This window comes from Saccharomonospora cyanea NA-134 (genome assembly GCF_000244975.1).
In the GTDB taxonomy this organism is placed as follows: domain Bacteria; phylum Actinomycetota; class Actinomycetes; order Mycobacteriales; family Pseudonocardiaceae; genus Saccharomonospora; species Saccharomonospora cyanea.
Window position 1 is genome coordinate 116,195 of the sequence record NZ_CM001440.1, and the last position, 23,768, is coordinate 139,962.

The window sequence follows — 23,768 nt, forward strand, 5'->3', positions numbered from 1 at the left end:
CCTGACGAGCATGGTCTCGGAACATCTTGTCGTGTCCACGACGACGGATTCGGAATCGGCCGCGCGTGAACTCGCCGCGGGGGCCGTCGAGGCGAGGCTGGGGGCCTGCGCGCAGGTGGTCGGGCCGATCACCAGCGTGTACCGCTGGGAGGGGCGCGTCAACACCGACCCCGAGTGGCGAGTGGAGATCAAGACCGCCGCCGACCGCGTCGACGAGCTGGTGGAGCACCTGAAGCGGCACCACACCTACGACGTCCCGGAGGTCGTCGCGACCCCGGTCGTCGGGGGAAGTACCGAGTACCTGTCGTGGGTGGTCGGCGAGACCCGTCCCGCCTGACGTGACCAGGCGGCCGTCACCCGGGCGGGGCGGCCCCGTCACGCCTAGTCTGGATTCGGGTCGAGTAGCGTCGAGCCAACCGAACACGCAGGAGGGCGGCAACCGTGGGCAAGGGCGCACGTAGGAAGGGGCCGGGCAAGGCGGCCGGCAAGCGGAAGGTTCGCGACGTCTTCGTGGCGCGCCCGTTCGAGGGCCTCGCGGCGGAGCCGGAGCTCATCGCGCTGCGTGAGTTCGTGCCGTCCGCGACCGCGTCGCTTCCCGTGAAGGACGCGGGCGACCGCACGGTGACACTCGCGTCCGTGCTGCCGGTGGCCGCCGCGGCGATGGTGCGGGGTGAGACCGGCGAGATCCTCATCGGCATGCAGGTGCAGACGCGGTCGTCGGACATCAGCCGTGACCTGGGGCGCGCGCTGCGCTGGGCGCTGGACGCCAAGCCGGGTCAGGTGTTGTCGGTGCCCGACACCACCAGCGAACCGCAGCCGGGCGAGCGGTTGCAGGACCTGCTCGACCCGAACGCCGAGCTGGACGTCGAACTGCACTCCGACTTCGGCTGGTGGCTCACCGACGACGCACAGGCCACCGGCGAGGTCGCGATGTCGCTCGAACGCGCCAACGCCGCGATCATGCCCACCGAGCGCGTGCGCCCGGGAGCGTACTGGACGTTGGCGGGCGAGAAGGCACACCTGCGTTGGGTGTGGCCCACCGACGAGAACAAGCTGCTCCAGGCCATGGCCCGGCTGGCGGCGGCGGGCGAGCTGTCACTCGGCGAGGGCTCGCGCTACGCGGGTTCGTTCCGCGCGCACGGTCTGCTCGTGCCAGTGTGGGACCTCGACGCCGAGGCTCACGCCAGGGAGTGGAGCGAACCGGCTGAGCAGCTCGGCGCGCGGCTGGACACCGCGCTCAAGACGTTGGACGACGAACCGCTGAACGCGGCCGAGCGCCGGGCCCGGGACGGACTGATCGGTCGGCAGCTCACCCTGCGCTGACCACGCTCCACCGGATGATCTTGCACTTCTGTCCTGCCCGGGACTGGGAGGCCGTGCCCGACGGTGGTTCGTACCGAGCCGCGTCGCTCGACGAGGTGGGTTTCGTCCACTGCTCGGAGCACGGCACCGTGCACCTGCCCGCCAACGCGGTGGCGGCGGGCCGGACCGACCTCGTTCTGCTGTGGATCGAGGAGAACCGGCTCGCCGTGCCCGTCCGGTGGGAGCCGGGTGATCCGGCCGAGCCGGACGGTGCGTGGTTCCCCCACGTCTACGGGCCGATCCCCGTCTCGGCGGTGGTGTCGGTGACCCCCTACCTACCGGGCCCGGACGGGCGGTTCCGGCCGCCGTCCCCGGCGCCGGGTGGGTGACGCATCCGGTCCCGGGCAACCTACCGGCTCCCTCACGCGTGACCACTTCGGCCGGAACGCCGAGGCGCACATACGTCCGCGTGAGGGAGGGATTACGGTGACTGCGTTCGTATCCGCTGTGCCCGCGCCCCCTCACGACGGCGGGTTGGCGGGCATTGTCGGCCACAGGAAGGACATGGTCGTGTCTGGCGACCTCACGGACTTCTCCGAGTTCGTGCAGGCCAGCCTGCCCGCACTGTTACGTTACGGGCACGCACTGACGGGCAATCCGCACGACGCCGCCGACCTCGTGCAGTCGGTGCTGGAGAAGATCGGCTCACGGTGGGGTTCGGTGCTGCGCAAGACGGGCGACCCCATGGCCTACGTCCGCAGGTCGATGACGAACGCCCACATCAGCCGGTGGCGCCGGTTGCGGCGCGAACGCCTCGTGGCCGAGGTGCCCGACTCCGACTCGGTGGTGCACCCGGACCCGTTCGAGCACGAACCGCTGTGGCGGGCGCTGCGCGAACTGCCCCCTAGGCAGCGGGCGGTCATCGTGCTGCGGTACTACGAAGGTCTCAGCGAGGCGGAGATCGCCGCCTCGCTCGGGGTCAGCCAGGGCACCGTGAAGAGTCAGGCGAGCAAGGCACTCACGACGCTGCGAGGCAAGTTGCGCCGCGACGAGGGCAGTGAGGGGAGGGAAGTGGTGTGAACACCTCCGGCCCGGACGCCGACGATCTCGACGCCCGGTTGCGGGCGCTCTTCGCCGACTCCCGGCTCGACGTGACACCCGGTGCGCGCGCGGAGGAGCGGATCGTGGCGGGTGCGCGGCGGCTGCGCAGGCGCAGGGCCGTGCTCGCCGGCGGCGGCACCACGCTCGCCGTCGTGGCCGTGGCGGCGGCTGTCATGGTCGCGGGGTCGCGCACGGGGGAGAAGGGCGACGAAATCCGTGTGGCGGCCTCCCCTGCCGAACCGCCGCCCGCCTCCGCGTCCGTGTTCACGACTCGGGAACCGGATGCGCCCGACGACCCTCCGCCACTGAACGAGTCGAGGACGCCCGGGGCGGAGCACCCGACTTCGAGCCACTTGGTGAGCCCGCCCCCGGGGCCCTCGACGGCAGCGACTCCCCCTGTCCACAGCGGCTCCGTGGTGATCGCCGACGCTGTCCTCGATCCCGACGGCTATCGCGCGTTGAAGCTGGGGATGCCGTACCGCGAAGCCGTGGCGACGGACATGCTCATGGTCTCGGGCGAGACCCCTCCGCCCCCGACGTGCGCCGACTACGCGCTCGTGGAGGGTGACGCGTCGGTGCGGTCGGTGACGATCTCACGCCAGTACGGGGTCGTCGGTTTCGCCGCCAACAACGCGGTGACACCCGAGGGCGCGGGTGTCGGGACGTCGGTCGACCAGTTGAAAGGTCTGTATCCGGGCGGCAGGCAGGCCGAAGCGGCGTACACGGTGGACACCGGTGCGGGCTTCTACGAGTTCCGGGTTCCAGACGGAGTCGTCACGGAAGTCACGCTGAAGGCGCACACGTCCGACTGCTGAGGCGGGAGCGGACATGGACGGCCGCGGAAAACCGGTGGCCGTCGGCAGGACGCACCGCTAGGCTCTGGTGCCGTGGCAGGAATTTTGTGCAGCGCGCCGTTGACGGTGTGCTCCTTCTGGATTCGCGACCGCCGCGCCTGACGGCGCGTTCGCTGGTCTTCGCGTAAGCGCGCCGTCGACCGGGATGCCCGTGCACCCCGGCCGCGCGTCTTTCTCTTTCGTACCCGACAGACGTCGCGTCGGGGTGCTCCAGACCTTCTCGCCTTGGAGCGCTCACATGCGAAACCGTTCCCGCCACGGCGGCCGCCACGAACTCGGACAGAACTTCCTCGTCCACCGGCCGACGATCGACCGCATCGTCGCGCTCGTCGCCGACACGACCGGGCCGATCCTGGAGATCGGTGCCGGCGACGGTGCCCTCACCGGTCCGCTCGCCGGACTCGGGCGGCGCCTCACCGCGCTCGAGATCGACGAGCATCGCGTTCGTCTGCTGCGCCGACGTGTTCCCCGCGCCACGGTGGTGCGGGGCGACGCCCTCACGCGGCCCTTCGACCACCCCGTCGTCGTCGGCAACGTGCCCTACCACATCACCACCCCGATCATGCGCCGCCTGCTCGCGGCAAGCCGGTGGCAGCACGCGATCCTGCTCACCCAGTGGGAGGTCGCGCGCAAACGGGCCGGAGTCGGTGGTAGCACGATGCTCACCGCACAGACCGCGCCGTGGTTCACCTTCGAACTCCACGGCCGGGTGCCCGCGCGGGGTTTCCGGCCGGTGCCGAGCGTCGACGGTGGCCTGCTCGCCATCACGAGGCGGGGCTCGCCCCTCGTCGCTCCCGAGCATCGACGTAGGTACGAAGCCTTCGTCCGGGCGGTGTTCACCGGGCGTGGACACGGGCTGGAGGCGATCGTTCAGAGCTACACCGGGTGGAGCACGTCGACGACGCGGCGCGCTCTCGACAGAGCGCGAACGGGTGCCCGCAGTCTGCCGCGCGATCTCGACGCGTACCAGTGGGCGGCGCTGTGGGAGGCGGTCACGTCGCAGCCGGGCGACAACCGACGGCTCCGGCCGGCCGGGAGGCAGCGACGGTGGCAACGCACTCGTCGGACACCGTAGGTGCCGAGGATTCCGTCGATCGAATTGCTCGTTCAGTGCGACGGGAACGCCTCGACGGTGCCGTTCGATGCACCGTCGAGGTGCCTGGGCGTCACAGTTTTCCGCCCGCGACCGGCGGCATGGTGGAATCGTCCTCGTCACCGACGGACTCGCGGAAGAGGAACTGCTCCACGTCGAACACGTTGCCCTTGGCCATGTCGACGACGTTGAGCAGCCGCTTCATCGAGGAGATCTCCTCGACCTGTTCCTTGAGGAACCATCGGACGAACTCCGCGCCCGTGAAGTCGTCCTCGTCCCGGGCCACCTTCGCGAGTTGCACGAAGTCGGCCTCGACCTCCCGCTCCTGGGCGAGGGCGAGCGCGACCGGCTCTCGGATGTCGGCGAAGTCGTTGCGGACCTGGGGCACTTCCGGGATCTCGACGTGGTGGTCGGTGTCGAGGAGGTACTGGACCAGGGCCATCGCGTGGTTGCGTTCCTCCAGCGCCTGCCGGTAGAAGTGCCGGGCCAGCTGCGGCAGGTCCTTGCCGTCGTACCACACCGCCACCGCCACGTACTGCTGGGAAGCGTGGAATTCGTTCCGGATCTGCGCCTGTATCAGTTCGTAGAATTTCGAGCGAGGGCTCCTCTTGAGGTTCGACATGCTTCCACCATACGCTCGAAATTCATTCCCGATCCACTTGGAAGTGGTGACCTCGATCCCATTGTAGTACAATTTCTGAGCCAAGGTTTCGCTTATTTAATTGAGCCTTCGCTTATTGAGAAAAGGCTTGCCTAACCGCTTGCCGGGACCGTTTCACGCGCGATGGGGCAGGACATGCACCGCGGTCCGCCGCGGCCGGAACCCAGTTCGGAGCCCGCGATCCGCACGACCTCGATACCCGCGTCCTCCAGGCGTTCGTTGGTCTCGATGTTGCGTTCGTAGCCGATGACGACGCCGGGGGCGAGGGCGAGCGTGTTGTTGCCGTCGTCCCACTGCTCCCGTTCGGCCGTCACCGGGTCGAGGCCCGTGTCGATGACGTGTAGCCGGTCGATGCCCATCGCTTCGGCCGCCGCCTCCAGGAACGGGGCGGGCCCGGCCACGCGCACGCCCTTCTCCTCGTCGGGGGTGAGCGTGTAGGCGATGAGGGAGTCCCTCGCCAGCGGGTACATCACCACCGAGTCCGGTCCCACCATCGTGCAGACCGTGTCGAGGTGCATAGTGGCGCGGTCCTGGGCGATCGGCACGGCCAGCACCGTGTGCGCGAGGTCGTCGGCGAACACGGACCGCGCCAGCGACTCGGCACCCGCCGGCGTGGTGCGCTCGCCCACGCCCACGGCCAGAACACCGGGCGCGAGCAGCAACACGTCGCCGCCCTCGACCGGAGCCGAATGCGCACCGTAGGCGCGGACTGCCCCTCGGAAGCGGGGATGGTAGGCGTAGACGAGGTCCACCAGCGCGGTCTCCCGTTTCCGTGCGGGCATCGCCAGCGACGAGATGGCGACCCGATCGCCGATCCACACCGACGAGTCGCGCGTGAACAGGAGGTTCGGCAGCGGATCGACCGCGAAGTCGTGCGGATGGTGCATTCTCCGCACCAGCGAGCCGCCCTCCGACGCGGGCAGCTCCTCGAACGTCATGCCCGACATGAGCGCCTCGGCCAGCGCTGCGGGAGTCGAACTCGACAGGTGTGACCGCAGCACGTCCGCGAGTTCGTCCCCGAGTCGCCTGCTGTCGACCGCCGCGTGGACTCCCGCGGCGTGAGCCCTCGGGTCCTCCAGCGCGGCCCGCAGCACGTCGGCGAGGAGCAACACCTCCACGCCGCGGCTGCGCAGCACGGTGGCGAAGGCGTCGTGCTCCTCCTGTGCCCGGTCGACCCACGGGATGGAGTCGAACAGCAACTGGTCGTTGTTGCGCGGTGTGAGCCGCCGGAGTTCGTTGCCGGGGCGGTGTACCAGCACCGTCCGCAGCGGTCCCACCTCGCTTTCCACGCGGGTGGGGAGGCGCTCGGGAAGGCCGCTGGAGCTGGGGGAAGTCGATTCGGTCACAGGGGCGAGACTAGTGACCGAGGCGCCCCTTCGCGTGACGCGAAACGACGCGGCGCGGCGTGGTAGCGCCTTCGCGCCGGGGAGCCCTTCCTTCGCAACGAAGAGGGCGCCCCGAGCGCGGTTCGTTGCGCCGTCCGCCTTACGTCGTCACCAGCGGACGGCAGAGGCCATCCCCGGCGAGCCCGCGGTGGAGACCGTACGGGGGCTCGACAGGCGCGGCTGCCGAACCTCGGAGTTCGGCACCGTGGTGAAGACCCAGTTGTGGACGCCGCCCCCCATGATCTCGGCGTACCGCTCCGCCGCGTCGCGGTTGGCGAAACGGATCTGCTGGTCGGTCACCCGGTGAGTGATCTTGCAAGCCATCGTCCCCTCCTGGCCTCGCTGTGTCGGTTGCTGACCGGCTCGACAATTAGAACACGTGTTCGAACGCGTGGCAACGCCGTCACGGCGTCACGGCAGCCAGGTGACGTGGTCGCGCAGCACCGCGTAGCCGACGAAGGCCACCACGTCCAGTAGCAGGTGTGCCACGACCAGTGGCCACAACCGGTTCGTCCGCTGCCAGACCCTGCCGTAGACGAGCCCCATCACGACATTGCCGACGAACCCGCCGAGCCCCTGGTAGAGGTGGTACGAGCCGCGCAGCACCGACGACAGCAGCAGGGAGGCGTTCTCGGAGAGCCCGAGTTGCCGCAACCGCGTGAGCAGGTAGCCGACCACGAGCACCTCTTCGGCGAACGAGTTGCCGAACGCCGAGAGGGTCAACACGAAGGGGCGCCACCATGCTTCGTCCAAAGTGGATGGCTGCACGGCGAGGTTGAACCCGAGCTTCCACGCCACGAAGTAGAAAGCCAGACCCGGAATCCCGATCCCGGCCGCCAACGCGACCGCCCACACCGTGTCCCTGCCGGGCCTTTCCCGGTCGAGGCCGATGCGGGACAACCGGATTCCCGTACGCCACAACAGGTAGAGCCCGAGCGCTCCCCAGCCGACGAGCTGCACGACACCGAGCAGTTGCTTGAGCAGGTCGATGAGGCCGAGTTCCGCTCGGGAGACGTTGATGGCGACCTGTTGCCGCGAAAGAGGTTCCGGACGTAACAGAGCATCCAGAAGGGACAACCCGCTGCGCACGCCCGAAAGACCCAGCGTGATCGAGAAAACGAGCACGAGCTCCACCACGAGCATGCGGCGCTCGCGCGGGTCGACGACGCGCTCAGGCGACGCCGGAGGCTGTGGGCTGATCCAATCACGCGCTCGAATGGCCACTGTGGCACGTTACATTAACTTGAATCTGTGCTGGTCAGAGGCGCGAACTGGTGTCCTTTCCGTATCGGGTACGTGATCCTTGGCTTAATCGGCAAGTTGGACCACTAGGGTCTTACGGTCCGAAAAATCCCGAAGAAGGAGGCAAGCCTCGTGACGGCGAAGTCCGATACTGAGGCCCGCGTGCCGCCTGGTTCGCGGCGACCGTGGCACGCCACGGTGGCGCCGCGGGTCTTCTGGCCATCGGCAGTGATCATCCTGGCTTTCGTGCTGGCGGCGGTCATCGCACCCGACGCGATGAACAACGCGATCAGCGGGATCCAGGAAGCGGTCATCAGCACGTTCAGCTGGTACTACATGCTGATCGTCTCGGTGTTCGTGGTCTTCTCGCTGTGGATCGGCTTGAGTCACTACGGTGACATCAAACTCGGCCCCGACGAGGAGGAACCCGAGTTCGGTCTGAAGTCGTGGTTCGCCATGCTGTTCGCGGCCGGTATGGGCATCGGCCTGGTGTTCTGGGGCGTGGCCGAGCCGCTCAACCACTACGCGGGGCTGCCCAACCGCGCTACGGGCATCACGCAGGACGAGGAGGGTGCACAGGGCGCGATCGTGCAGACGTTCCTGCACTGGGGCCTGCACCCGTGGGCGATCTACGTGGTCGTGGGTGTGGCCATCGCGTACGCCATCCACCGCAAGAAGCGCCCCGTGTCCATCCGCTACGGACTGGAGTCGCTGATCGGCAAGCGCGTCAACGGCTGGCTCGGTGACGTCATCGACATCGCCGCCATCGTCGGCACGCTGTTCGGTGTCGCGACCTCCCTCGGTCTGGGCGTCATCCAGATCGGTGCCGGGCTCGACTTCCTCGACGTGGTGTCCGACCCCGGCAACCTGACCTACGTGGTGCTGATCGGTGCGATCACGGCGCTGGCGATCTTCTCGGTCGTCACCGGCGTGAAGCGGGGCATCAAGTGGCTGTCCAACTTCAACATGGGACTGGCCACCGTTCTCCTGCTCGCCGTCCTGGTGCTCGGCCCGACGCTGTTCATCTTCAAGGACCTCGTGCTGTCGATCGGCGAGTACCTGCAGAACATCCTGCGGATGAGCCTCAACACCACCGCGTACGAGGGCGCCGACGGCAACGAGTGGCAGGGCTGGTGGACGACGTTCTACTGGGGCTGGTGGATCTCGTGGGCGCCCTTCGTCGGCGTGTTCATCGCGCGCATCTCGCGCGGCCGTACGGTGCGCGAGTTCGTCGCGGGTGTGCTGCTGGTGCCCACGGCGGTCACGATGCTGTGGTTCACCGTGTTCGGCGGCACCGCGCTGCACCGGGAGCTCTTCGGTGAAGGTGGCCTCGTCGGCACGGACGAGACCGGCGCCGCCACGGTGGACACGGAGGCGTCGCTGTTCAGCATGCTCGACGGTCTGCCCGCGGGGGCCGCGCTGTCGGTGGGCGCGCTGATCCTCATCGTGCTCTTCTTCGTCACGTCGGCGGACTCCGGCTCGCTCGTGGTGACCATGCTCGCCACCGGTGGGAACATCGAGCCCGCGAAGTGGAACCGCGTGTTCTGGGGTCTGCTGGAAGGTGCCGTCGCCGTCGCGCTGCTGTTGGCGGGCGGTCTCGACGCGATCAAGATCGTGGCGATCCTCATCGCGTTGCCGTTCAGCGTCGTGATGATCGGCATGTGCGTGTCGATCTGGCGCGACTTCCGGGCCGAACGCAAGGCGATGCTGCGAGCTCAGCGCAAGCTGCAACGCGAACAGCTCACCGAACACGTCACGAACAGCCTGATCGACGACGGCCTCGTCGAACCGAACGGCAAGGATGACGGGAAGAAGGGCGAGAAGGTCACGACGTCCTGACGTCGGTCACTCGCGGACCGCGGCGCCTCCGGCTCAGACCGGGGGCGCCGCGGTCGTTCTCAGGCCTCGCCGTCCACGCCGGGGCTCTGGACGTCGCGACGGTGGAGGAACGGGCAGCCGACGAGCTTGCGCAGTTCGACGGCGAGCTGCGGCGGGTTCTCCACGGAGCGGGTGAACGCCAACCGCACGTCGTGGTCGTCGTCGGGCAGCTCCACGCGCAGGCGGAGACCGTAGCGGTCGAGCCCCAGCGGCCGCACGCGGCCTTCCCGGAGTTCGGGCGGCAGCAGTCGCGACAGGCGGGTGACGATGTCGACGTGGTCGTGCTCCAGGTGCCGCAGCCACCGGCCCTCGTAGTCGTGCAGTGGGTCGGGCATCGCGGCGTCGAAGGTGATCGGTGACAGTGAGTGCGTGCCCTCACTGTCGGCCACGACCACCGAGGCGGGGGTGAACCGCAGCAGCGAAAGGCCGTGTCCCACGTCGAGCAGCCGGGGCTCGGGTTCGGTCGAGGCGTCGGCGATGGTGACCGCGCGGGAACGGGCGGTGTGGTCGTCGAGGCCGCGCAGCCACCCGGTGAGCCACAGCAGGCCGCGGACGGGCTGGCGCAGGTCGACCGGGGCTTCGTCGGTGACCTCGAGGGTGACGGCGAGTTCGGCGTTCGCGTCGCCGTGCAGGCCCGAGGCGAGCGGGTCGTCGGTGGGCAGCACGATGCTGACGTCGTGTCCCGCGTGCAGGTGCCAGAGCACGGGCGGTGTCGGTTCGGTTCGCGCGTCGTGGCCGACGGCGAGGAGTAGGTGTGCCGGACCGCCGCGCACGGCAATGGTCTTGGCCCGTTCGGCGGGGCGGGGCGTCGGCGGCATGCGAGTGGCGGGTTCGCTCACGACTCACCTCCTGTTAGGTAAGGCTAACCTATCGATCTTGTGAGTGGAACGTGGCGTCCGGCACCCTGTCCGAATCTGGTCGGAATACGGACAGTTTTGTCCGCATTACGTTCGCTACTAGCGTGGGGGACGTGACAAGCGCTGTGGAACTCCCGCCCCCAGGCCCCCGTGGAATCCCACCCCTGCTCGCCCGGCTTGTCGACGATTCGGCACTCTTCCCACCCAGCGAGGCGTCGATGGCCGACGCGCTGGCCGGTTACCTGGATCACAGGGCGGGGGAGCACGCCGGAGTGCAGGGAGTTTTCCTCTGCCCGGCCTCCCGGTTGCCCGAGATGATCACAGAGCTGATCAAGATCCGGCCGAAGGAGCCGCTGCCCCTCTCGTTGATCATCGACACCGGGCTCGGCGGTGTGCCCAAGGCCATCTCCATCGTCGAGTCGCGCGAGGAGCTGCTGTCGCTACGCATGGTCGAGATGCCCGCGCCCTCGGACGTCGACGAGGTGTGGTTGGAGCGGGTCTCGGAGTTCGTTCCCGAGGATGTCCACCGCGTCGTCGAGCCTCGCAGGGGCGTCGGCTGGTTGGACGGGGTTCGTAACGTCATCGAGCACGGGAGCTGGCCGAAGATCCGCTGTGGCGGGCTGTCCACCGAGAACTTCCCGAGCGTGGACGAGGTGGCCGACTTCCTCGCCGTGGTCAGCAGCGCACCCGGCGCGGCGTTCAAGGCCACCAACAGCCTTCACCGGGCCGTGCGGCACGCGGCAGCCGACACGGGTTTCGAACACCACGGGTTCCTCAACCTGCTGGTGGCGGTGGGCCGCAGCCTGTCGGGCGGCAACGTGCGCGAGGCGTTGGCGAGCACCGACGGGGAGGCACTCGCCGGTGAGGCGCTCGGGCTCAGCGACGAGGCCTCCAAAGCCGTGCGCTCGGTGTTCGCCTGCTACGCCTCGGCGACGTTCGACGAGTCGGTCGCCGACCTGAAGGGGTTGGGCCTGCTGTGACGCGGGAGAGCTCGCTGACGCTGGATCGCGGGCTCGCTTTGTTACAGGCCGTGGCGGACGCCGAAGGAGCCTCCGCCACGGTGACCGACCTCGCCAGGGTCGTCGGCACGAGCAGAGCGGCCGTGTACCGCCTGCTGGTGCCGCTCACCGAGCGCGGGCTCGTGTGGCGGGAGGGCAGCCGGGTCCGCCTCGGCGCGGGGGTGTTGCGCCTGGCCGAACAGATGCTGCCGCAACTCCGGGCGTCCGCGCGCCCGGTGCTGCGTGCGCTGGCCGACGGCGTCGGCGCGACAGCTCACCTGTCGGTGGCCGAGGGTGACCAGGTCCACGTCGTGGCGGTGGCGGAGCCGACGTTGACGACGTTCCACGTGGCGTACCGCCTGGGGAGCAGGCACGCCGCGTCGCGGGGTGCCGTGGGGAAGGCGTTGAGTCTGCGACCGAGGGGCCGGGGCTGGGCGGCCGCGACGGGGGACCCGCAGCCGGGCGTTCACGGTGTCGCCGCCCCGGTGCGGGGCATCGTCGGGGTCAGAGCGGCACTGGGCGTGGTGTCGCTGGTGGCGCTGGACAACGCGACGGTCGGAGCGCGGCTCGTCGAGGCGGCGAGCACACTGGCCGAGGCCCTGCGCGACTGAAAGCGAACGGGAGTTCTGCCGCGGTGGTGTTCAGCCGAGGACCGCGCTGCCGAAGGCGAGCACCGCCAGCCCGGCGAAGACGAAACCCGCTATGCGCTGCAGCAGCCGGGGCCGCAGCTTCGTGCGGATCTTGCGGCCGAGCAGCACGGCCAGCGCGGCGACGGTGACGAGTGCGGCGAAGGAGCCGAGGCCGACGGCCAGCGGCTGTGCCGAGCGGGCCACGAGACCCGCGGTGGCGAGCTGGGACGCGTCGCCCCACTCCGCGGCGAAGAGCACGCCGAACGACGTCAGGGCCGCGCGCCGGAAGGTCACGGGCGCGGCGCCGCCCCGGGACGCGTCGTGGGAGTCGTCGTCCCCGGTGCGGAAGCCCTCCCGCAGCAGCATGGCCGCGCCGACGCCGAACAGCACGCCGACCACCACGGAAACGAGCTGGTCGGGCAGGAAGGTCAGGACACTGCCGAAACCGACGGCGATCAGTGCCTGCACCGCGAACGCGCCCGCCACCCCGGCGAGAACGGCCTTCGCGGGGAAGCGGGTCGTGAGGACCAGCGTCGCCACGAACGTCTTGTCGGGAAGCTCCACGGCCATGACCAGTGCGAAAGCGGTCACGAATGCGATGAGCGCGGCAGACACGGCAGTTTCCCACCCCTTTCTTCTTCAACGATAAAGGGGAGTCCGTGGAATGCCTAGACCGTCGATTTGTCGAATTGCTTTTTGCGGCTCGCTGAGAAATTCACGACGGTGCGACTGACAATTTTCTTCGGCGCTCCGTAACCGGAGTCGTGACGGCGGCCACGGCTCCGGCAGGACCTTGGTCCCGACCTTTCCAGGACCACGGGACCTGACGCGAAAGCCCAGGAAGAGGGCAGAGTCGATCTCGTGGAAGTCCTCGACCTCGCTCGCTGGCAGTTCGGTATCACCACCGTCTACCACTTCCTTATGGTGCCGCTCACCATCGGCCTGTCCATCCTCGTCGCCGGTATGCAGACGGCGTGGGTGCGGAAGGGTGACGAGCGTTACTACCGGATGACCAGGTTCTGGGGAAAGCTCCTGCTCGTCAACTTCGCCATGGGTGTGGTGACGGGCATAGTCCAGGAATTCCAGTTCGGGATGAACTGGAGTGCCTACTCGCGGTTCGTCGGTGACGTGTTCGGGGCGCCGCTGGCCATGGAGGGCCTGGTCGCGTTCTTCGTCGAGTCGACGTTCCTCGGACTGTGGATCTTCGGCTGGGACCGGTTGCCCAAGCGCGTGCACCTGGCGTGTGCCTGGGCGTTCTCGCTGGCCACCGTCGCGTCGGCCTACTTCATCCTGGCCGCCAACTCCTGGATGCAGCACCCCGTGGGCGCCGAGTTCGTGGACGGCAGGCCCACGATGACCTCGATCTGGGCGGTGTTGACGAACTCGACCGCGCTCGCCGCGATCCCGCACACGATCGCCGGGGCGTTCGCCGTCGCCGCGGCGTTCCTCGTGGGTATCGCGTGCTGGCACCTGTGGCGCAAGCGGAACACGGACGATCTGGACCGCCCGGTCTGGCGTTCGTCGGTGAAGCTCGGCGCCTGGACCGGCGCGGTGGCGTTCGCCGTGCTCGCGATCACCGGCGACTTCCAGGGCAAGCTGATGTTCGAGCAGCAGCCGATGAAGATGGCCGCCGCCGAGGCGCTGTGCCACACCGAGCAGCCCGCGAGCTTCTCGATCGTCGCGGTCGGCGACGTGGCCGACGCCGACTGCGACAGCGTGAAGACGTTCAACGTCCCGGCTCTGCTGTCGTTCCTGGCGCACGGTGACTTCACCACCGAGGTGAAGGGCATCGACGAGCTGGTCGGCGAGTACCAGGAGCGCTACGGCACGCACTACCCGAACGACCCGGCGCTCGGGGAGCTCGCGGGCAAACCCGTCGACTACGTCCCGAGTCTGCCGGTGACGTACTGGGGCTTCCGGATCATGATCGGCTTCGGTGCGCTGGGTGCCGCGATCGGCATGGCGGCGCTGTGGCTGACGCGGGGCGGCCGTATTCCGGAGTCGCGGTGGTTCCCCCGGCTGGCGCTGGCCGGGATCGCGTTGCCGTTCATCGCCAACAGCGCCGGCTGGATCTTCACTGAGATGGGCAGGCAGCCGTTCGTGGTGGTGCCGAACCCGACGGGCGTGGACGGCGTGTGGATGTACACGGCCACGGCGGTTTCGGACCTGACCACCGGCGAGGTGTGGACATCGCTGCTCGCGCTGACCTCGGTGTACGCGGTGCTCGCGGCGGTGGAGGTGTTCCTGATCGTGCGCTACGTGCGGGGTGGCGTCGAGGCGGTACTGCCGCCGGAGAGCGATCCGGACGACAAGCAGGGCTCGGGCGACGCGCTGGCCTTCGCGTACTGAGGTGGAAGGGACACCAGGGATGCCACACGGCCAAGATCAAGTTTTCCACGGGCTGCCACCTGCGGTTTGTGGACAACTTCAGGAGTTGTCCACAGCCTGTGGATCATTTGTTTCACGTGAAATGTCGGTCTTCGGGGAGGGGGCGCGCTGATGGACCTGCCCACCCTGTGGTTCTGCGTCATCGCCCTGTTCTGGCTCGGCTACCTCTTCCTGGAGGGGTTCGACTTCGGCGTCGGGATGCTGCTGCCGGTCCTCGGGCGTGACGACACCGAGCGCCGCGTCATGATCAACACGATCGGACCGGTCTGGGACGGCAACGAGGTGTGGCTCATCGTCGCCGCCGGAGCCACCTTCGCCGCGTTCCCCGCCTGGTACGCGGGGCTGTTCTCGGCCGCCTACCTGCCACTGCTCGTGCTGCTGCTCGCCCTCATCGGCCGTGGCGTGGCGTTCGAGTACCGCGGCAAGGTCGACTCCCCCCGCTGGCGGGCCAACTGGGACCGCGTCATCGTGCTCGGCTCGTGGATCCCGCCACTGGCCGTGGGGTTGATCCTGGCCACGACGGTGTTCGGACTGCCGCTCGACTCCGACGGCGACCGCGTCGGGTCGGTGCTGGAGGCCGTGCGCTGGGAGACGGTGCTGGGCGGGGTGGCCGTCACGGCGTTCTCACTCGTGCACGGTGCGGTCTTCCTCGCGCTGAAGACCGAGGGCGAGCTGCGGCACCGGGCTCGCGCGTTCGCCGTGCGGTTCGTGCCCGTAGCGCTGCTCCCGCTGTTCACGCTCCTGCTGCTCGTGCAGTGGGGTGAGGGCATCACCTGGACGCTGGTGCCGTTGCTGCTCGTTCCCCTCGCGGGCCTGGTCGCGCTGTGGCGGCTGCTGCTCGGCCGGGAGGGGCAGGCGTTCGCCGCGCTGGGTGCCGTGATCGCCGCGGCGGTCGTGACCCTGTTCGGCGCGCTCTACCCCGACGTGCTGCCGTCCACGCTGGACGTGGCGAACTCGCTCACCGTGGAGAACGCCTCGTCCAGCCCGTACACGTTGCAGGTCATGAGTTGGGTCGCGCTCTTCGGAGCGCCCGCCGTGCTGGTCTACCAGGGCTGGACGTACTGGGTCTTCCGCAAGCGCATCGGCACCGACCACATCCCGAAGGTCCACGCACCCCGATGAACGCGCTCACCCACGCTCCCCTTTCCGCCGAGGTGTCCTCCGGCCGACAGCCGGGGCGGGACACCACGTGGGTGGGTCGGGGCCCGCTCGGCGCGCTGCCCGCACTGTCCGCGGCGGCGCGCCGGGCGTTGGTCCTCTCGGCCGTGCTGGCCCTGGTCAACGCCGGTGCGCTGGTGGCTCAGGCGTTCCTGCTCGCCTCCGTGCTCGCCGACCTCGTCGCCGGTGACGTCACCGGGCACACCCCGGCCGTGGCCGCGCTCGCCGGGTCGGTCGTGGCGCGTGGCGTGCTCGGCTGGGCGATGCGCGTGGTGGCCGCCCGCGCGGCGGCGGGGACCAAGGAGGAACTGCGGGCCAAGGCCGTCGACCACGCGCTGCGGTTGGGGCCCGAGTGGATCGACGGCCGGGGCACGGGGGAGCTCACCTCGCTCACCACGAAGGGCCTCGACGCGCTCGACGCGTACTTCACCGAGTACCTTCCCGCGCTGGTCACGGCCGCCGTGGTGCCGTTCGCGGCGGGGCTCGCCGTGCTGGTGGCCGACTGGCCCTCGGCCGTGCTCGTCGCCGTGACCCTGCCACTTCTGCCGTTGTTCGCCGTGCTCATCGGCAAGCAGACCGCCGACCGCGTCGAGCAGGCCACCGACGCCGTGCACCGGATGTCGGGTCACCTGCTGGAACTCGTGCGCGCGTTGCCCGTGCTCACCGCCTTCCGCCGGGCCGAGGCTCAGGCCGAGGCGGTGCGCAGGGTGAGCGACAACCACCGCACGACCACGCTCGCGACGCTGCGACTGGCTTTCGCGTCGGCGTTCGCGCTGGAACTCGCGGCCACACTGTCGGTGGCGCTGGTGGCCGTGGTGATCGGTGTGCGGCTGGTGTCGGGCGACCTCTCGCTGGCCGTGGGGCTCGGCGTGTTGATCCTCGCTCCGGAGTGCTACCAGCCGCTGCGCACGGTCGGCTCCGCCTTCCACGCGAGCCAGGACGGCGTGGAGGCCGTCCGCCGGGTCGCCGACGTGCTTTCCGTTCCCGCGCCGCGACAGGGGACGCGTGACCCGCGGCGGGGGCCGCTGCGGGTCCGCGACCTGCGGGTGCGGCGGCGGGGTGGTTACGCGCCCGACGGCGAGACGTTCACCGTGCGTCCGGGCGAGCGGGTGCGGCTCACCGGCCGTAGCGGGGCCGGCAAGAGCACCACGCTCTCCGTGCTGCTCGGCTTCGTCACGCCCACCTCGGGAACGGTGACGGTGGACGGCGTGGCCCTGGGCGAGCTCGACATGTCGCGGTGGCGGGACGCCGTCGCGTGGGTTCCGCAGTCGCCGGCGTTCGCGGGCGGCACGGTGCGCGACGAGCTGGCGCTGAGCGGCGCCACGGAACCCGAGGTGGACGCGATGCTGGCGCGGTTGGACCTGGCCGGGCTCGCCGAGCGAGCCGTACACCGGTTGTCGGTCGGGCAACGGCAGCGGGTCGCCGTGGCGCGGGCTCTGCTTCGGGTGCGGCAAGGCGCGTGGCTGCTGTTGCTCGACGAGCCGACCGCGCACCTCGACCCGGCGAACGCCGAACGGGTGTGGGAGGCCGTGCGGCAGGCGCAGGACGCGGGCGCGGCGGTGGTGGTCGCCGCACACACCCGTGGTGAGGCGGCGCCACCACACGAGGACGTGGTCCCGCACGTCGGCTCCGGCGGCGAGGCCCGGCCGTCGCGGCGCTCGTTCCGGCGGCCCGTTCCGCTGCGGGAGTTGGGTGATCGCAGGCTCGCGCGTGGCGTCGTTCTCGGCGCGGCGGCACTGCTGGCGGGCGTGGCGCTCACGGCGACGTCCGGGTGGCTGATCGCCAAGGCGTCCCAGCAACCGCCGATCCTCACCCTCACCGTGGCCGTCGTGGGCGTGCGCACGTTCGGGCTCGCGCGGGCGGGCCTGCGCTACGTCGAGCGGCTCGTCACCCACGACGGCGCGTTCCGGGTGGCCGCGCGGCTGCGGGAGCGGCTGTGGCGGTCGCTGGTGCGGCTGGGCCCGGCGCGCGTGCGGGCGCGTCACGGCGAGAGCCTGAGCAAGCTCGTCGACGACGTGGACACGGTGCGCGACCTGCTTCCGAGGGCGGTGACACCCCCGTGCGTGGCCGCGGTGGTCGTCGCGGGCGCGGTCGTGGTGCAGGCGGCCGTGCTCCCCGCGGCGGGCTGGGTGCTCGCCGCGGCCGTGGTGGTGGCCGCCGTGGTCGCACCGACGCTGGCCGTGCTGCTCGACCGGCGTGCGACCGCGACACTGGCCGACGGCCGTCGTGACGTGTCCGCCCGCGTGCTGGCGTTGTTCGACGGCGCCGCCGAGCTGATCGCGTTCGGCGCGCACGTCGAGCGCAGGGCCCGGCTGGCGGAGCGGGACCGGAGCCTGGCCGCGCTCGCGCGCAGGCAGGCGTGGGGCGAGGGAGTCGCCGAGGCCGTGGTGACGGTGACGACCGGGCTCGCGGCCGTGGCGGGGGCGGTGCTCGCCGCCGACGCCGTCGGGGCGGGAACGCTCGACCCGGTGCTCGCGCCGGTGCTCGCCCTCGTGCCGCTAGCCCTGGCCGAGGCGCTGTCGCTGCTGCCGCCCGCCGCGCAGCACTGGGACGCCCTGCGGCGGGCCCGGACGAGGCTCGCCGCCACACTCGACGCCGAGCCGGACGAACAGCGGCCTCTCGGCACGGTGGAGCTCGTGGACGGTGGTGACGTGCGGTTGCGGGCCGTGGACGTGCGCTGGCCGGGCGCTGCGCGGTCGGCGCTGCGCGAGGTCGACCTCGACGTGCCGCACGGCGCGTACGTGGCTGTGGTCGGTCCGTCGGGGGCGGGCAAGTCGTCGCTGCTGGCGACCGTGCTCGGGTTCCTCCGGCCGGAGCGGGGTCACGCCGTGGTGTCGAAGCGGGTGGCCTGGGCGCCGCAGGAGCCGCAGCTCGTGTCGACCACGGTCGCGGAGAACCTGCGCCTTGCCGACCCACACGCGACCGACGAGCGGTTGCGGCAGGCACTGGCCACCGCCTGCCTCGGCGAGGTGGACCTCGACGTCGTGCTGGGCGACGCCGGGCGCGGGTTGTCAGGTGGCCAGGCACACCGCCTGGCTCTGGCCAGGGCGGTGCTCGCCGCGTCGAACGCCGACGTCGTGCTGCTCGACGAACCCACCGCCCACCTCGACCGGGAGACGGCGGCCGCGGTACTGGCGAACCTGCGCACCGCATTGGCGGGCCGGACGGTGCTCCACGTGACCCACCGGCCGGAGGAGGCGGCCGACGCCGAGGTGGTGGTGGAGGTCACCGACGGCCGGGTCCGCCTCGTCCGAGGCGCCGGCGAGGTGATGAGGGCAGGTGAGCGGACATAAACTGGGCATTGCTCATGGAACCGACCCTGGCTGCGCGGGCACTGGCCGCGGCGACCGAGATCACGGCTTCGGCGTTGTCCGACGTCGATCCCGGCACGGTGCTGGGCACGGTGGTACGGCACGCGGCCGAACTCGCTGACGCCGACCTGGGGCTCGTGATGGTGCGCGCCGAGGACGGCAGTGTCACTGTGGAGGCCGCGCACGGCTCCGACCGGCGGGACGTGCTCGGGCTGGTCCTGCCCGCCGAGTCGGCCGCGGGACGGGTGGCGGCAGGCGGCGAGACCGTCGTGACCGACGACGTGACGAGCGACCCCCGCACCTCGCGTTTCGTGCCCGAGGTCCTGCGGTCGTACGGGCCGTTCGCCGCCGCGTCGTTCGGTCAGGGCGGGCGGCTGCTCGGTTCGCTCACCGTGTACCGCGACAAGGGCGCCGAGCCGTTCGCGACGGAAACCGTGGAAGTGCTCACGGCGTTCGCGGGACAGGCCGGGGTGGTGCTCGCCCTCGCGGAGGGAGCCAACGCCCGGCACCGGCTCACGCTGTACGAGGAGCGCGAACGCATAGCCCGCGAGCTGCACGACGTCATCGTGCAGCGCCTGTACGCGGCGGGGATGCAACTCGACCGGGTCCGCCGTCGTATGCGGTGGCGGTTCGCCCAGGCCGACGGCGCGCGCCTCGGCGAGGCCATCGACCAGCTCGACGCCACGATCGAGGAGATTCGCGGCACGGTGCGGGAACTGCGCACCACCGAGGTGGAGCCGCGCGAGCCCGCCGCCACCGAGACCGACCTCGCCGAGTCGGCGCGGGGCGAGGTCCGCATCGCGGGCGAGTTGCTGGGCTATCCGCCGACCCTGGAGCTTTCGGGCGAGCTGGCCGACATCCCGGCGGAACGCGCCGACCACATCCGCGCGGCCCTGCGCGAAGCACTGTCCAACGTGGTCAGACACTCGGGAGCGAGCGAGGTCCGCGTGACCCTGCACCGCGACGACGGCGGTGTGCGACTGCGGGTGCGTGACAACGGGTGCGGAGTTCCGCGCGACGTCGCCAAACGCGGGTTGCGCCACCTCGCCGAACGCGCCGAGGGGGCAGGGGGGGAGTTCTCCGTCAACTCATCGCCCAGCATGGGCACGCTGGTGGCGTTCGACCTGCCCCTGAAGTCCGGTTAGGACTCTTTGGTCACCGCGCCTGGCGGTTGCCGTACCTCGCCACCCACGCGGCGGCCTGGGTACGGCGCTGCATGCCCAGCTTGGCCAGCAGCGACGTGACGTAGTTCTTCACGGTTTTCTCCGCGAGGAAGAGCCGCTCGGCGATCTCCCGGTTGGACAGACCCTGACCGATGAGCTCCAGCACACTGCGCTCGCGTTCGCTGAGCTTGGCCAGTGGGTCGCGTTCGGCAGGGTTGCGCATCTTGTCGAGCAGCCGGGCGGTGGTGAGCGGGTCGAGCAGGGAACGCCCCGCGGCGACCTCACGGACGGCGTTGACCACGTCCTGGCCGCGCACCTGCTTGAGCAGGTATCCGGAAGCACCCGCCATGATGGCGCCCACCATGGCTTCCTCGTCGTCGAACGCGGTGAGCACCAGGCAGCGCGGCGCGTCGGGCCGGGACCGCAGCTCGCGACACAACTCGATGCCGTCGGTCTCGTTCTCGCCGAGCCGCACGTCCACCACGGCGACGTCGGGCTCGATGTGCATGGCGACGGCCAACGCCTCGTCGGCGCTGCCGGCCTCCGCGACCACCTCGATGTCGGGCTCGTCGCTCAGCAACTCCTTCAACCCGCGACGGACGACCTCGTGATCGTCGACGAGGAGCACCTCGATCGCCATGACGTCGAGCGTAGTCCTGCCGGACGGCGCCGGAATAACCACACGACCGGCGCACGTTGCTGTGACCGTGAGCACACACGGTGATGTCGAGAGCCGAAACCGAGGGCGGATCGAGCGGAGCGCCAAACGCGTGCGGGCGGTGTTCGCCGGCGAGGTGGTGGCGGACACGACCCGGCCGCTGCTGGTGTGGGAAGTGCCGTACTACCCGACCTACTACCTCCCGCGCGAGGACGTGAGGACGGAGCTGTTCGTGCCGACCGGCCGAACCCGGAACTCGAGGCAGCGGGGCGCGGGCACGGTGTCGCACCTGCGGGTCGGTGACCGCGAGGCCGCCCACGCCGTGACCGAGTACACGGACTCGGAGGCCCTGCGCGGCCATGTGCGCCTGCACTGGCACGCCATGGACGCCTGGTTCGAGGAGGACGAGGAGGTCTACACGCATCCACGAGACCCGTACGTGCGGGTGGACGTGCTGACCAGCTCCCGGCACGTGCGGGTGGTCGTCGACGGCGTGACGGTGGCCGACACGCGCTCACCGCGGCTGCTGTTCGAGACCAACCTCCCGGTGCGGTACTACCTGCCGAAAGTCGACGTGCGACTCGACCTGCTCGAACCCAGTGACAAGGTCACTCACTGCCCGTACAAGGGGCAGGCGGAGTACTGGTCGGTGCGCGTGAACGGAAAGCTGGTCGAGGACCTCGCGTGGAGCTACCGCACTCCGTTGCGGGAGAGCGAACCCATCGCGGGTTACCTGGCCTTCCCGCAGGACCGCGCGGAGGTGTACGTGGACGGCGTCCGCGACGAGGGCTGAAGCCGCTGCCGGCTCATGGGAAACGCACCGCGACGGCGTCGTCCTCGATACTGAGCAGGAACTCGGTGACCACCGGACCGTCGCCAGGGGGAACGAGCACGAACCCGGCCGCGCCGATCGCCTCGTCCGCCTCGTGGAGGGCCTCGTCGTCACCGCGTTCGGTCGCGTCGTTCAGCGCGTCGAACAGCGGAGCGAACTCCGGCCAGGCGGGGCCGGGCTCGAAACTGCCCTGGTGCCAGAACATGTCCCTTTCCGTGAAAGTGATCGTCCCGACGAGACGGTCCGCCTGCTTCAGTTGCCAGGACACTTCGGTCGCTCTCCCCGCTGTCGTCGTGCCGACGAGGTTACGGATTTTCGTGCCCGCCCCGCCACGCGCCCGGATGCGGCGTCGCGCACGGTGCCCGGCGCACCAGGCCGTCCGCGACGCCGCGATCTCAACGGGAGGGCTGTGCCGCCGCGTCCTCGCTCGTGGTGGCGTTCCCCAAGGTCCGCCGGATGACCGTGGAACCCTGCTCGACGAAGTCGGCGATCGGGGCGGCGAGCGTGTCGGGGAGCACGTCGGTGTGCCAGACGAACCTCGTCCGGCCGTCCTCGGCCCGCAGCGCCTGCATCCAGGCGTGGTGGTGGGAGGGGTGGAGGTCGCCGCCGACGACCGTGTAGGCGACCCGCCTGTGCTCCGCGTCCCGATCGACGAGCCGTTCGGCGACGACGGTGCCGTCGGCGAACGTCACCGTGCGGGTGTCCGCGTGCAGCCGCGTGTCGGTGACGAAGCCGGGGGCGAGGCGCTGGTGCACGGCGCCGAAGTCGCGGAGTACCTCCCAGACCACCTCCGGGTCGGCGTCGAGGACGAATTCCTTGTGGATGGAGGCCATCTGGTGCTCCTGTTCAGGCCGTGGCGATGCAGAACGGGTGGCCTTCCGGATCGACGAGGACCGTCCACCGGTCCTCACCGGGCTGGAGGTCGGGCTTGGTCGCTCCCAGGTCGAGCAGGCGCTCGGTCGCGGCATCGACGTCGGTGACCGCGAAGTCGAGGTGGACGTGCGTGTGGCCATCACCCCAGCCGGGGCTCCGGTATCCGTCGACCCGCTGGAAGGCGAGCTGGACCGGACCGGTTCCCACCTCTGCGGAGTCGTCGTCGCTGTGGGTGATCTCCCAGCCGGTGACGTCGCGGTAGAACTCCGCCAGTGCCTTCGGGTCGGTGCAGTCGATGGTGATCGTGGTGAGTCGTGCGTGGACGGTCATTGCGATGTCTCCCAGCGGTGGATTGCTTACCCGGTCAGCATTCCTCGCGGGAGAGGCCGAGTCTTGAAGATTCTTGCGGGCTGTTTCGTCGTACCCCGCGCGTAGTGTCACGCCCGTGTTGTCCACCGAGACACTCGCCGCGCGAGAAGGCTTCGTCGTCACCACGGTCGCCTGCCGTGGTGACCACGCGCGATGGTCCGAGGTCGAGGCACCGGACGGCCACCGCATCGTGCTCGTCAGGCGCGGCAGGTTCCGGCGAAGGACGGGCGGGGCGGACGTCGACCTCGATGCCACGCTGGGCTACCTGGCGGTACCGGGGGAGGAGGAACGTTTCGCGCATCCCGCGGGCGGCGACGTCTGCACTTCGGTGACGTTCTCGCCCTCGCTCTGGGAGAGGCGCCCCGCCGCGCGAGCGGTGTACGTCGACGCCCGCGTCGACCTGGCACACCGCCGGATGCTCGCCGCCGCCCGTGGTGGCGACCTCGACTACGAGGTGACGGAGGAACTGCTGGGCCTCGTGGCGGTCGCCGCCGAGCAGCAGGTGCTGCCGAAGAGGGCTGCCGACCGCGCGCTCGTCGCGGCGGCGAGGGAAGCGATCATCGAAGGTGCGCGGGAGGCCGAGGGGCTGTGCACACTGGCGGCCCTGCTCAAGGTCTCGCCGTACCGGCTGAGCCGGTCGTTCACCCGGCAGATGGGCCTCTCGCTGACCCGCTACCGGAACCGGGTCCGTGTCGCCAGAGCCATGGACCGGCTCGCGGAGGGCGAGAGCAGCCTCGCCTCGCTGGCCGCCGACCTGCGCTTCTCCGACCAGGCACACCTGACCCGTACCGTCCGTGAACACCTCGGGCACACCCCGACCACCCTGCGGCGACTGCTCGCTCTTAAGCCGGGCGCCACCACGCGGCGGTTCGGCTCGAACGCGGAGGTGGACCCGCCCTCCTGAGCCAGCACCTGAGCGGCGCGGAAGCCCCAGCCACAACCGCCCGTGCCGTTCCCGCCCCGTCACGCACCCGGATGCAGGCTGTAACCCGCAGGGATTACTCGAAGCGCTGGTC

General features: G+C 70.2%; 25 protein-coding genes. 15 read left to right on the forward strand and 10 right to left on the reverse strand.

The window, feature by feature from the left end:
- Positions 1-10: 10 nt before the first annotated feature.
- From cutA to erm, 6 genes are all read left to right on the forward strand, one after another.
- Positions 11-337: a divalent-cation tolerance protein CutA gene (cutA, locus tag SACCYDRAFT_RS00575; RefSeq protein WP_043536013.1), complete on the forward strand. Its 327-nt coding sequence runs from the start codon at positions 11-13 to the stop codon at positions 335-337.
- Between the two features lie 104 nt (positions 338-441).
- Positions 442-1,323, forward strand: coding sequence for a DUF5926 family protein (locus tag SACCYDRAFT_RS00580; protein ID WP_005452614.1), 882 nt, complete (start codon positions 442-444; stop codon positions 1,321-1,323).
- Positions 1,324-1,337: 14 nt separating this feature from the next.
- On the forward strand, positions 1,338-1,691 hold the full coding sequence (locus SACCYDRAFT_RS00585; protein WP_005452616.1) for a DUF952 domain-containing protein: 354 nt from the start codon (positions 1,338-1,340) through the stop codon (positions 1,689-1,691).
- 97 nt (positions 1,692-1,788) lie between these two features.
- Entirely contained in the window at positions 1,789-2,382 is a 594-nt protein-coding gene (locus SACCYDRAFT_RS00590) for a SigE family RNA polymerase sigma factor (protein ID WP_005452617.1), read from the forward strand.
- A complete protein-coding gene (locus SACCYDRAFT_RS00595) occupies positions 2,379-3,218 on the forward strand; it encodes a hypothetical protein (protein ID WP_005452618.1) in 840 nt (279 codons plus the stop codon). Before SACCYDRAFT_RS00590 ends, SACCYDRAFT_RS00595 begins: the two co-directional genes overlap by 4 nt.
- A 277-nt stretch (positions 3,219-3,495) precedes the next feature.
- Positions 3,496-4,332 carry a 23S ribosomal RNA methyltransferase Erm gene (erm, locus tag SACCYDRAFT_RS00600; RefSeq protein WP_005452619.1) on the forward strand — a complete coding sequence of 279 codons (837 nt, stop codon included), beginning with the start codon at positions 3,496-3,498 and terminating at the stop codon, positions 4,330-4,332.
- Positions 4,333-4,423: 91 nt separating this feature from the next.
- On the opposite strand, the gene SACCYDRAFT_RS00605 is transcribed toward erm, so the two are convergent.
- From SACCYDRAFT_RS00605 to SACCYDRAFT_RS00620, 4 genes are all read right to left on the reverse strand, one after another.
- The gene (locus SACCYDRAFT_RS00605; protein ID WP_005452620.1) at positions 4,424-4,972 is read right to left on the reverse strand and encodes a ferritin; all 549 of its coding nucleotides are present in this window, start codon (positions 4,970-4,972) and stop codon (positions 4,424-4,426) included.
- Positions 4,973-5,103: 131 nt separating this feature from the next.
- On the reverse strand, positions 5,104-6,357 hold the full coding sequence (locus tag SACCYDRAFT_RS00610; RefSeq protein ID WP_005452621.1) for an arginine deiminase: 1,254 nt from the start codon (positions 6,355-6,357) through the stop codon (positions 5,104-5,106).
- 147 nt (positions 6,358-6,504) lie between these two features.
- A complete protein-coding gene (locus SACCYDRAFT_RS00615) occupies positions 6,505-6,720 on the reverse strand; it encodes a hypothetical protein (protein ID WP_005452624.1) in 216 nt (71 codons plus the stop codon).
- Positions 6,721-6,807: 87 nt separating this feature from the next.
- Positions 6,808-7,620, reverse strand: a complete 813-nt coding sequence (locus SACCYDRAFT_RS00620) for a CPBP family intramembrane glutamic endopeptidase (RefSeq protein ID WP_083844717.1) — start codon at positions 7,618-7,620, stop codon at positions 6,808-6,810.
- A gap of 150 nt (positions 7,621-7,770) precedes the next feature.
- Between SACCYDRAFT_RS00620 and SACCYDRAFT_RS00625 the strand changes: the two genes are divergently transcribed.
- On the forward strand, positions 7,771-9,477 hold the full coding sequence (locus SACCYDRAFT_RS00625; protein WP_005452627.1) for a BCCT family transporter: 1,707 nt from the start codon (positions 7,771-7,773) through the stop codon (positions 9,475-9,477).
- Between the two features lie 59 nt (positions 9,478-9,536).
- On the opposite strand, the gene SACCYDRAFT_RS00630 is transcribed toward SACCYDRAFT_RS00625, so the two are convergent.
- A complete protein-coding gene (locus SACCYDRAFT_RS00630; RefSeq protein ID WP_005452629.1) occupies positions 9,537-10,355 on the reverse strand; it encodes a DUF2470 domain-containing protein in 819 nt (272 codons plus the stop codon).
- A gap of 143 nt (positions 10,356-10,498) precedes the next feature.
- On the opposite strand from SACCYDRAFT_RS00630, the gene SACCYDRAFT_RS00635 reads away from it, so the two are divergent.
- Complete coding sequence (locus tag SACCYDRAFT_RS00635) at positions 10,499-11,353, forward strand: hypothetical protein (RefSeq protein WP_005452631.1); 855 nt, start codon at positions 10,499-10,501, stop codon at positions 11,351-11,353.
- Positions 11,350-11,982: an IclR family transcriptional regulator gene (locus SACCYDRAFT_RS00640; RefSeq protein WP_005452632.1), complete on the forward strand. Its 633-nt coding sequence runs from the start codon at positions 11,350-11,352 to the stop codon at positions 11,980-11,982. The genes SACCYDRAFT_RS00635 and SACCYDRAFT_RS00640 overlap by 4 nt, the downstream gene beginning before the upstream one ends.
- A 30-nt stretch (positions 11,983-12,012) precedes the next feature.
- Here SACCYDRAFT_RS00640 and SACCYDRAFT_RS00645 read toward each other — a convergent pair whose 3' ends face one another.
- Positions 12,013-12,615, reverse strand: coding sequence for a TMEM165/GDT1 family protein (locus SACCYDRAFT_RS00645; RefSeq protein ID WP_005452635.1), 603 nt, complete (start codon positions 12,613-12,615; stop codon positions 12,013-12,015).
- 246 nt (positions 12,616-12,861) lie between these two features.
- Between SACCYDRAFT_RS00645 and SACCYDRAFT_RS00650 the strand changes: the two genes are divergently transcribed.
- The 4 genes from SACCYDRAFT_RS00650 (at position 12,862) to SACCYDRAFT_RS00665 (ending at position 20,002) form a co-directional block, all read left to right on the forward strand.
- The gene (locus SACCYDRAFT_RS00650; protein ID WP_005452637.1) at positions 12,862-14,349 is read left to right on the forward strand and encodes a cytochrome ubiquinol oxidase subunit I; all 1,488 of its coding nucleotides are present in this window, start codon (positions 12,862-12,864) and stop codon (positions 14,347-14,349) included.
- Between the two features lie 150 nt (positions 14,350-14,499).
- On the forward strand, positions 14,500-15,510 hold the full coding sequence (gene cydB / locus SACCYDRAFT_RS00655; protein WP_005452639.1) for a cytochrome d ubiquinol oxidase subunit II: 1,011 nt from the start codon (positions 14,500-14,502) through the stop codon (positions 15,508-15,510).
- On the forward strand, positions 15,507-18,839 hold the full coding sequence (cydD, locus tag SACCYDRAFT_RS00660) for a thiol reductant ABC exporter subunit CydD (RefSeq protein ID WP_005452641.1): 3,333 nt from the start codon (positions 15,507-15,509) through the stop codon (positions 18,837-18,839). The genes cydB and cydD overlap by 4 nt, the downstream gene beginning before the upstream one ends.
- Positions 18,840-18,853: 14 nt before the next feature.
- Positions 18,854-20,002, forward strand: a complete 1,149-nt coding sequence (locus SACCYDRAFT_RS00665; protein ID WP_005452643.1) for a GAF domain-containing sensor histidine kinase — start codon at positions 18,854-18,856, stop codon at positions 20,000-20,002.
- Between the two features lie 10 nt (positions 20,003-20,012).
- Here the strand turns inward: SACCYDRAFT_RS00665 and SACCYDRAFT_RS00670 are convergent, their stop codons facing one another.
- The gene (locus SACCYDRAFT_RS00670; protein ID WP_005452645.1) at positions 20,013-20,660 is read right to left on the reverse strand and encodes a response regulator; all 648 of its coding nucleotides are present in this window, start codon (positions 20,658-20,660) and stop codon (positions 20,013-20,015) included.
- Positions 20,661-20,727: 67 nt separating this feature from the next.
- On the opposite strand from SACCYDRAFT_RS00670, the gene SACCYDRAFT_RS00675 reads away from it, so the two are divergent.
- Positions 20,728-21,471, forward strand: a complete 744-nt coding sequence (locus SACCYDRAFT_RS00675) for a DUF427 domain-containing protein (RefSeq protein ID WP_043536961.1) — start codon at positions 20,728-20,730, stop codon at positions 21,469-21,471.
- Between the two features lie 13 nt (positions 21,472-21,484).
- Here the strand turns inward: SACCYDRAFT_RS00675 and SACCYDRAFT_RS00680 are convergent, their stop codons facing one another.
- The 3 genes from SACCYDRAFT_RS00680 to SACCYDRAFT_RS00690 all read right to left on the reverse strand — a co-directional run bounded on the left by SACCYDRAFT_RS00680 (position 21,485) and on the right by SACCYDRAFT_RS00690 (position 22,713).
- Positions 21,485-21,715: a hypothetical protein gene (locus SACCYDRAFT_RS00680; RefSeq protein WP_232283748.1), complete on the reverse strand. Its 231-nt coding sequence runs from the start codon at positions 21,713-21,715 to the stop codon at positions 21,485-21,487.
- A 190-nt stretch (positions 21,716-21,905) separates the two neighbouring features.
- Positions 21,906-22,343 (reverse strand): SRPBCC family protein, encoded by a 438-nt coding sequence (locus tag SACCYDRAFT_RS00685; protein WP_005452651.1) that lies wholly within the window; start codon positions 22,341-22,343, stop codon positions 21,906-21,908.
- Positions 22,344-22,356: 13 nt separating this feature from the next.
- The gene (locus tag SACCYDRAFT_RS00690) at positions 22,357-22,713 is read right to left on the reverse strand and encodes a VOC family protein (RefSeq protein WP_005452652.1); all 357 of its coding nucleotides are present in this window, start codon (positions 22,711-22,713) and stop codon (positions 22,357-22,359) included.
- Between the two features lie 115 nt (positions 22,714-22,828).
- On the opposite strand from SACCYDRAFT_RS00690, the gene SACCYDRAFT_RS00695 reads away from it, so the two are divergent.
- Entirely contained in the window at positions 22,829-23,656 is an 828-nt protein-coding gene (locus SACCYDRAFT_RS00695) for a helix-turn-helix domain-containing protein (protein WP_005452654.1), read from the forward strand.
- Positions 23,657-23,768: the final 112 nt, after the last annotated feature.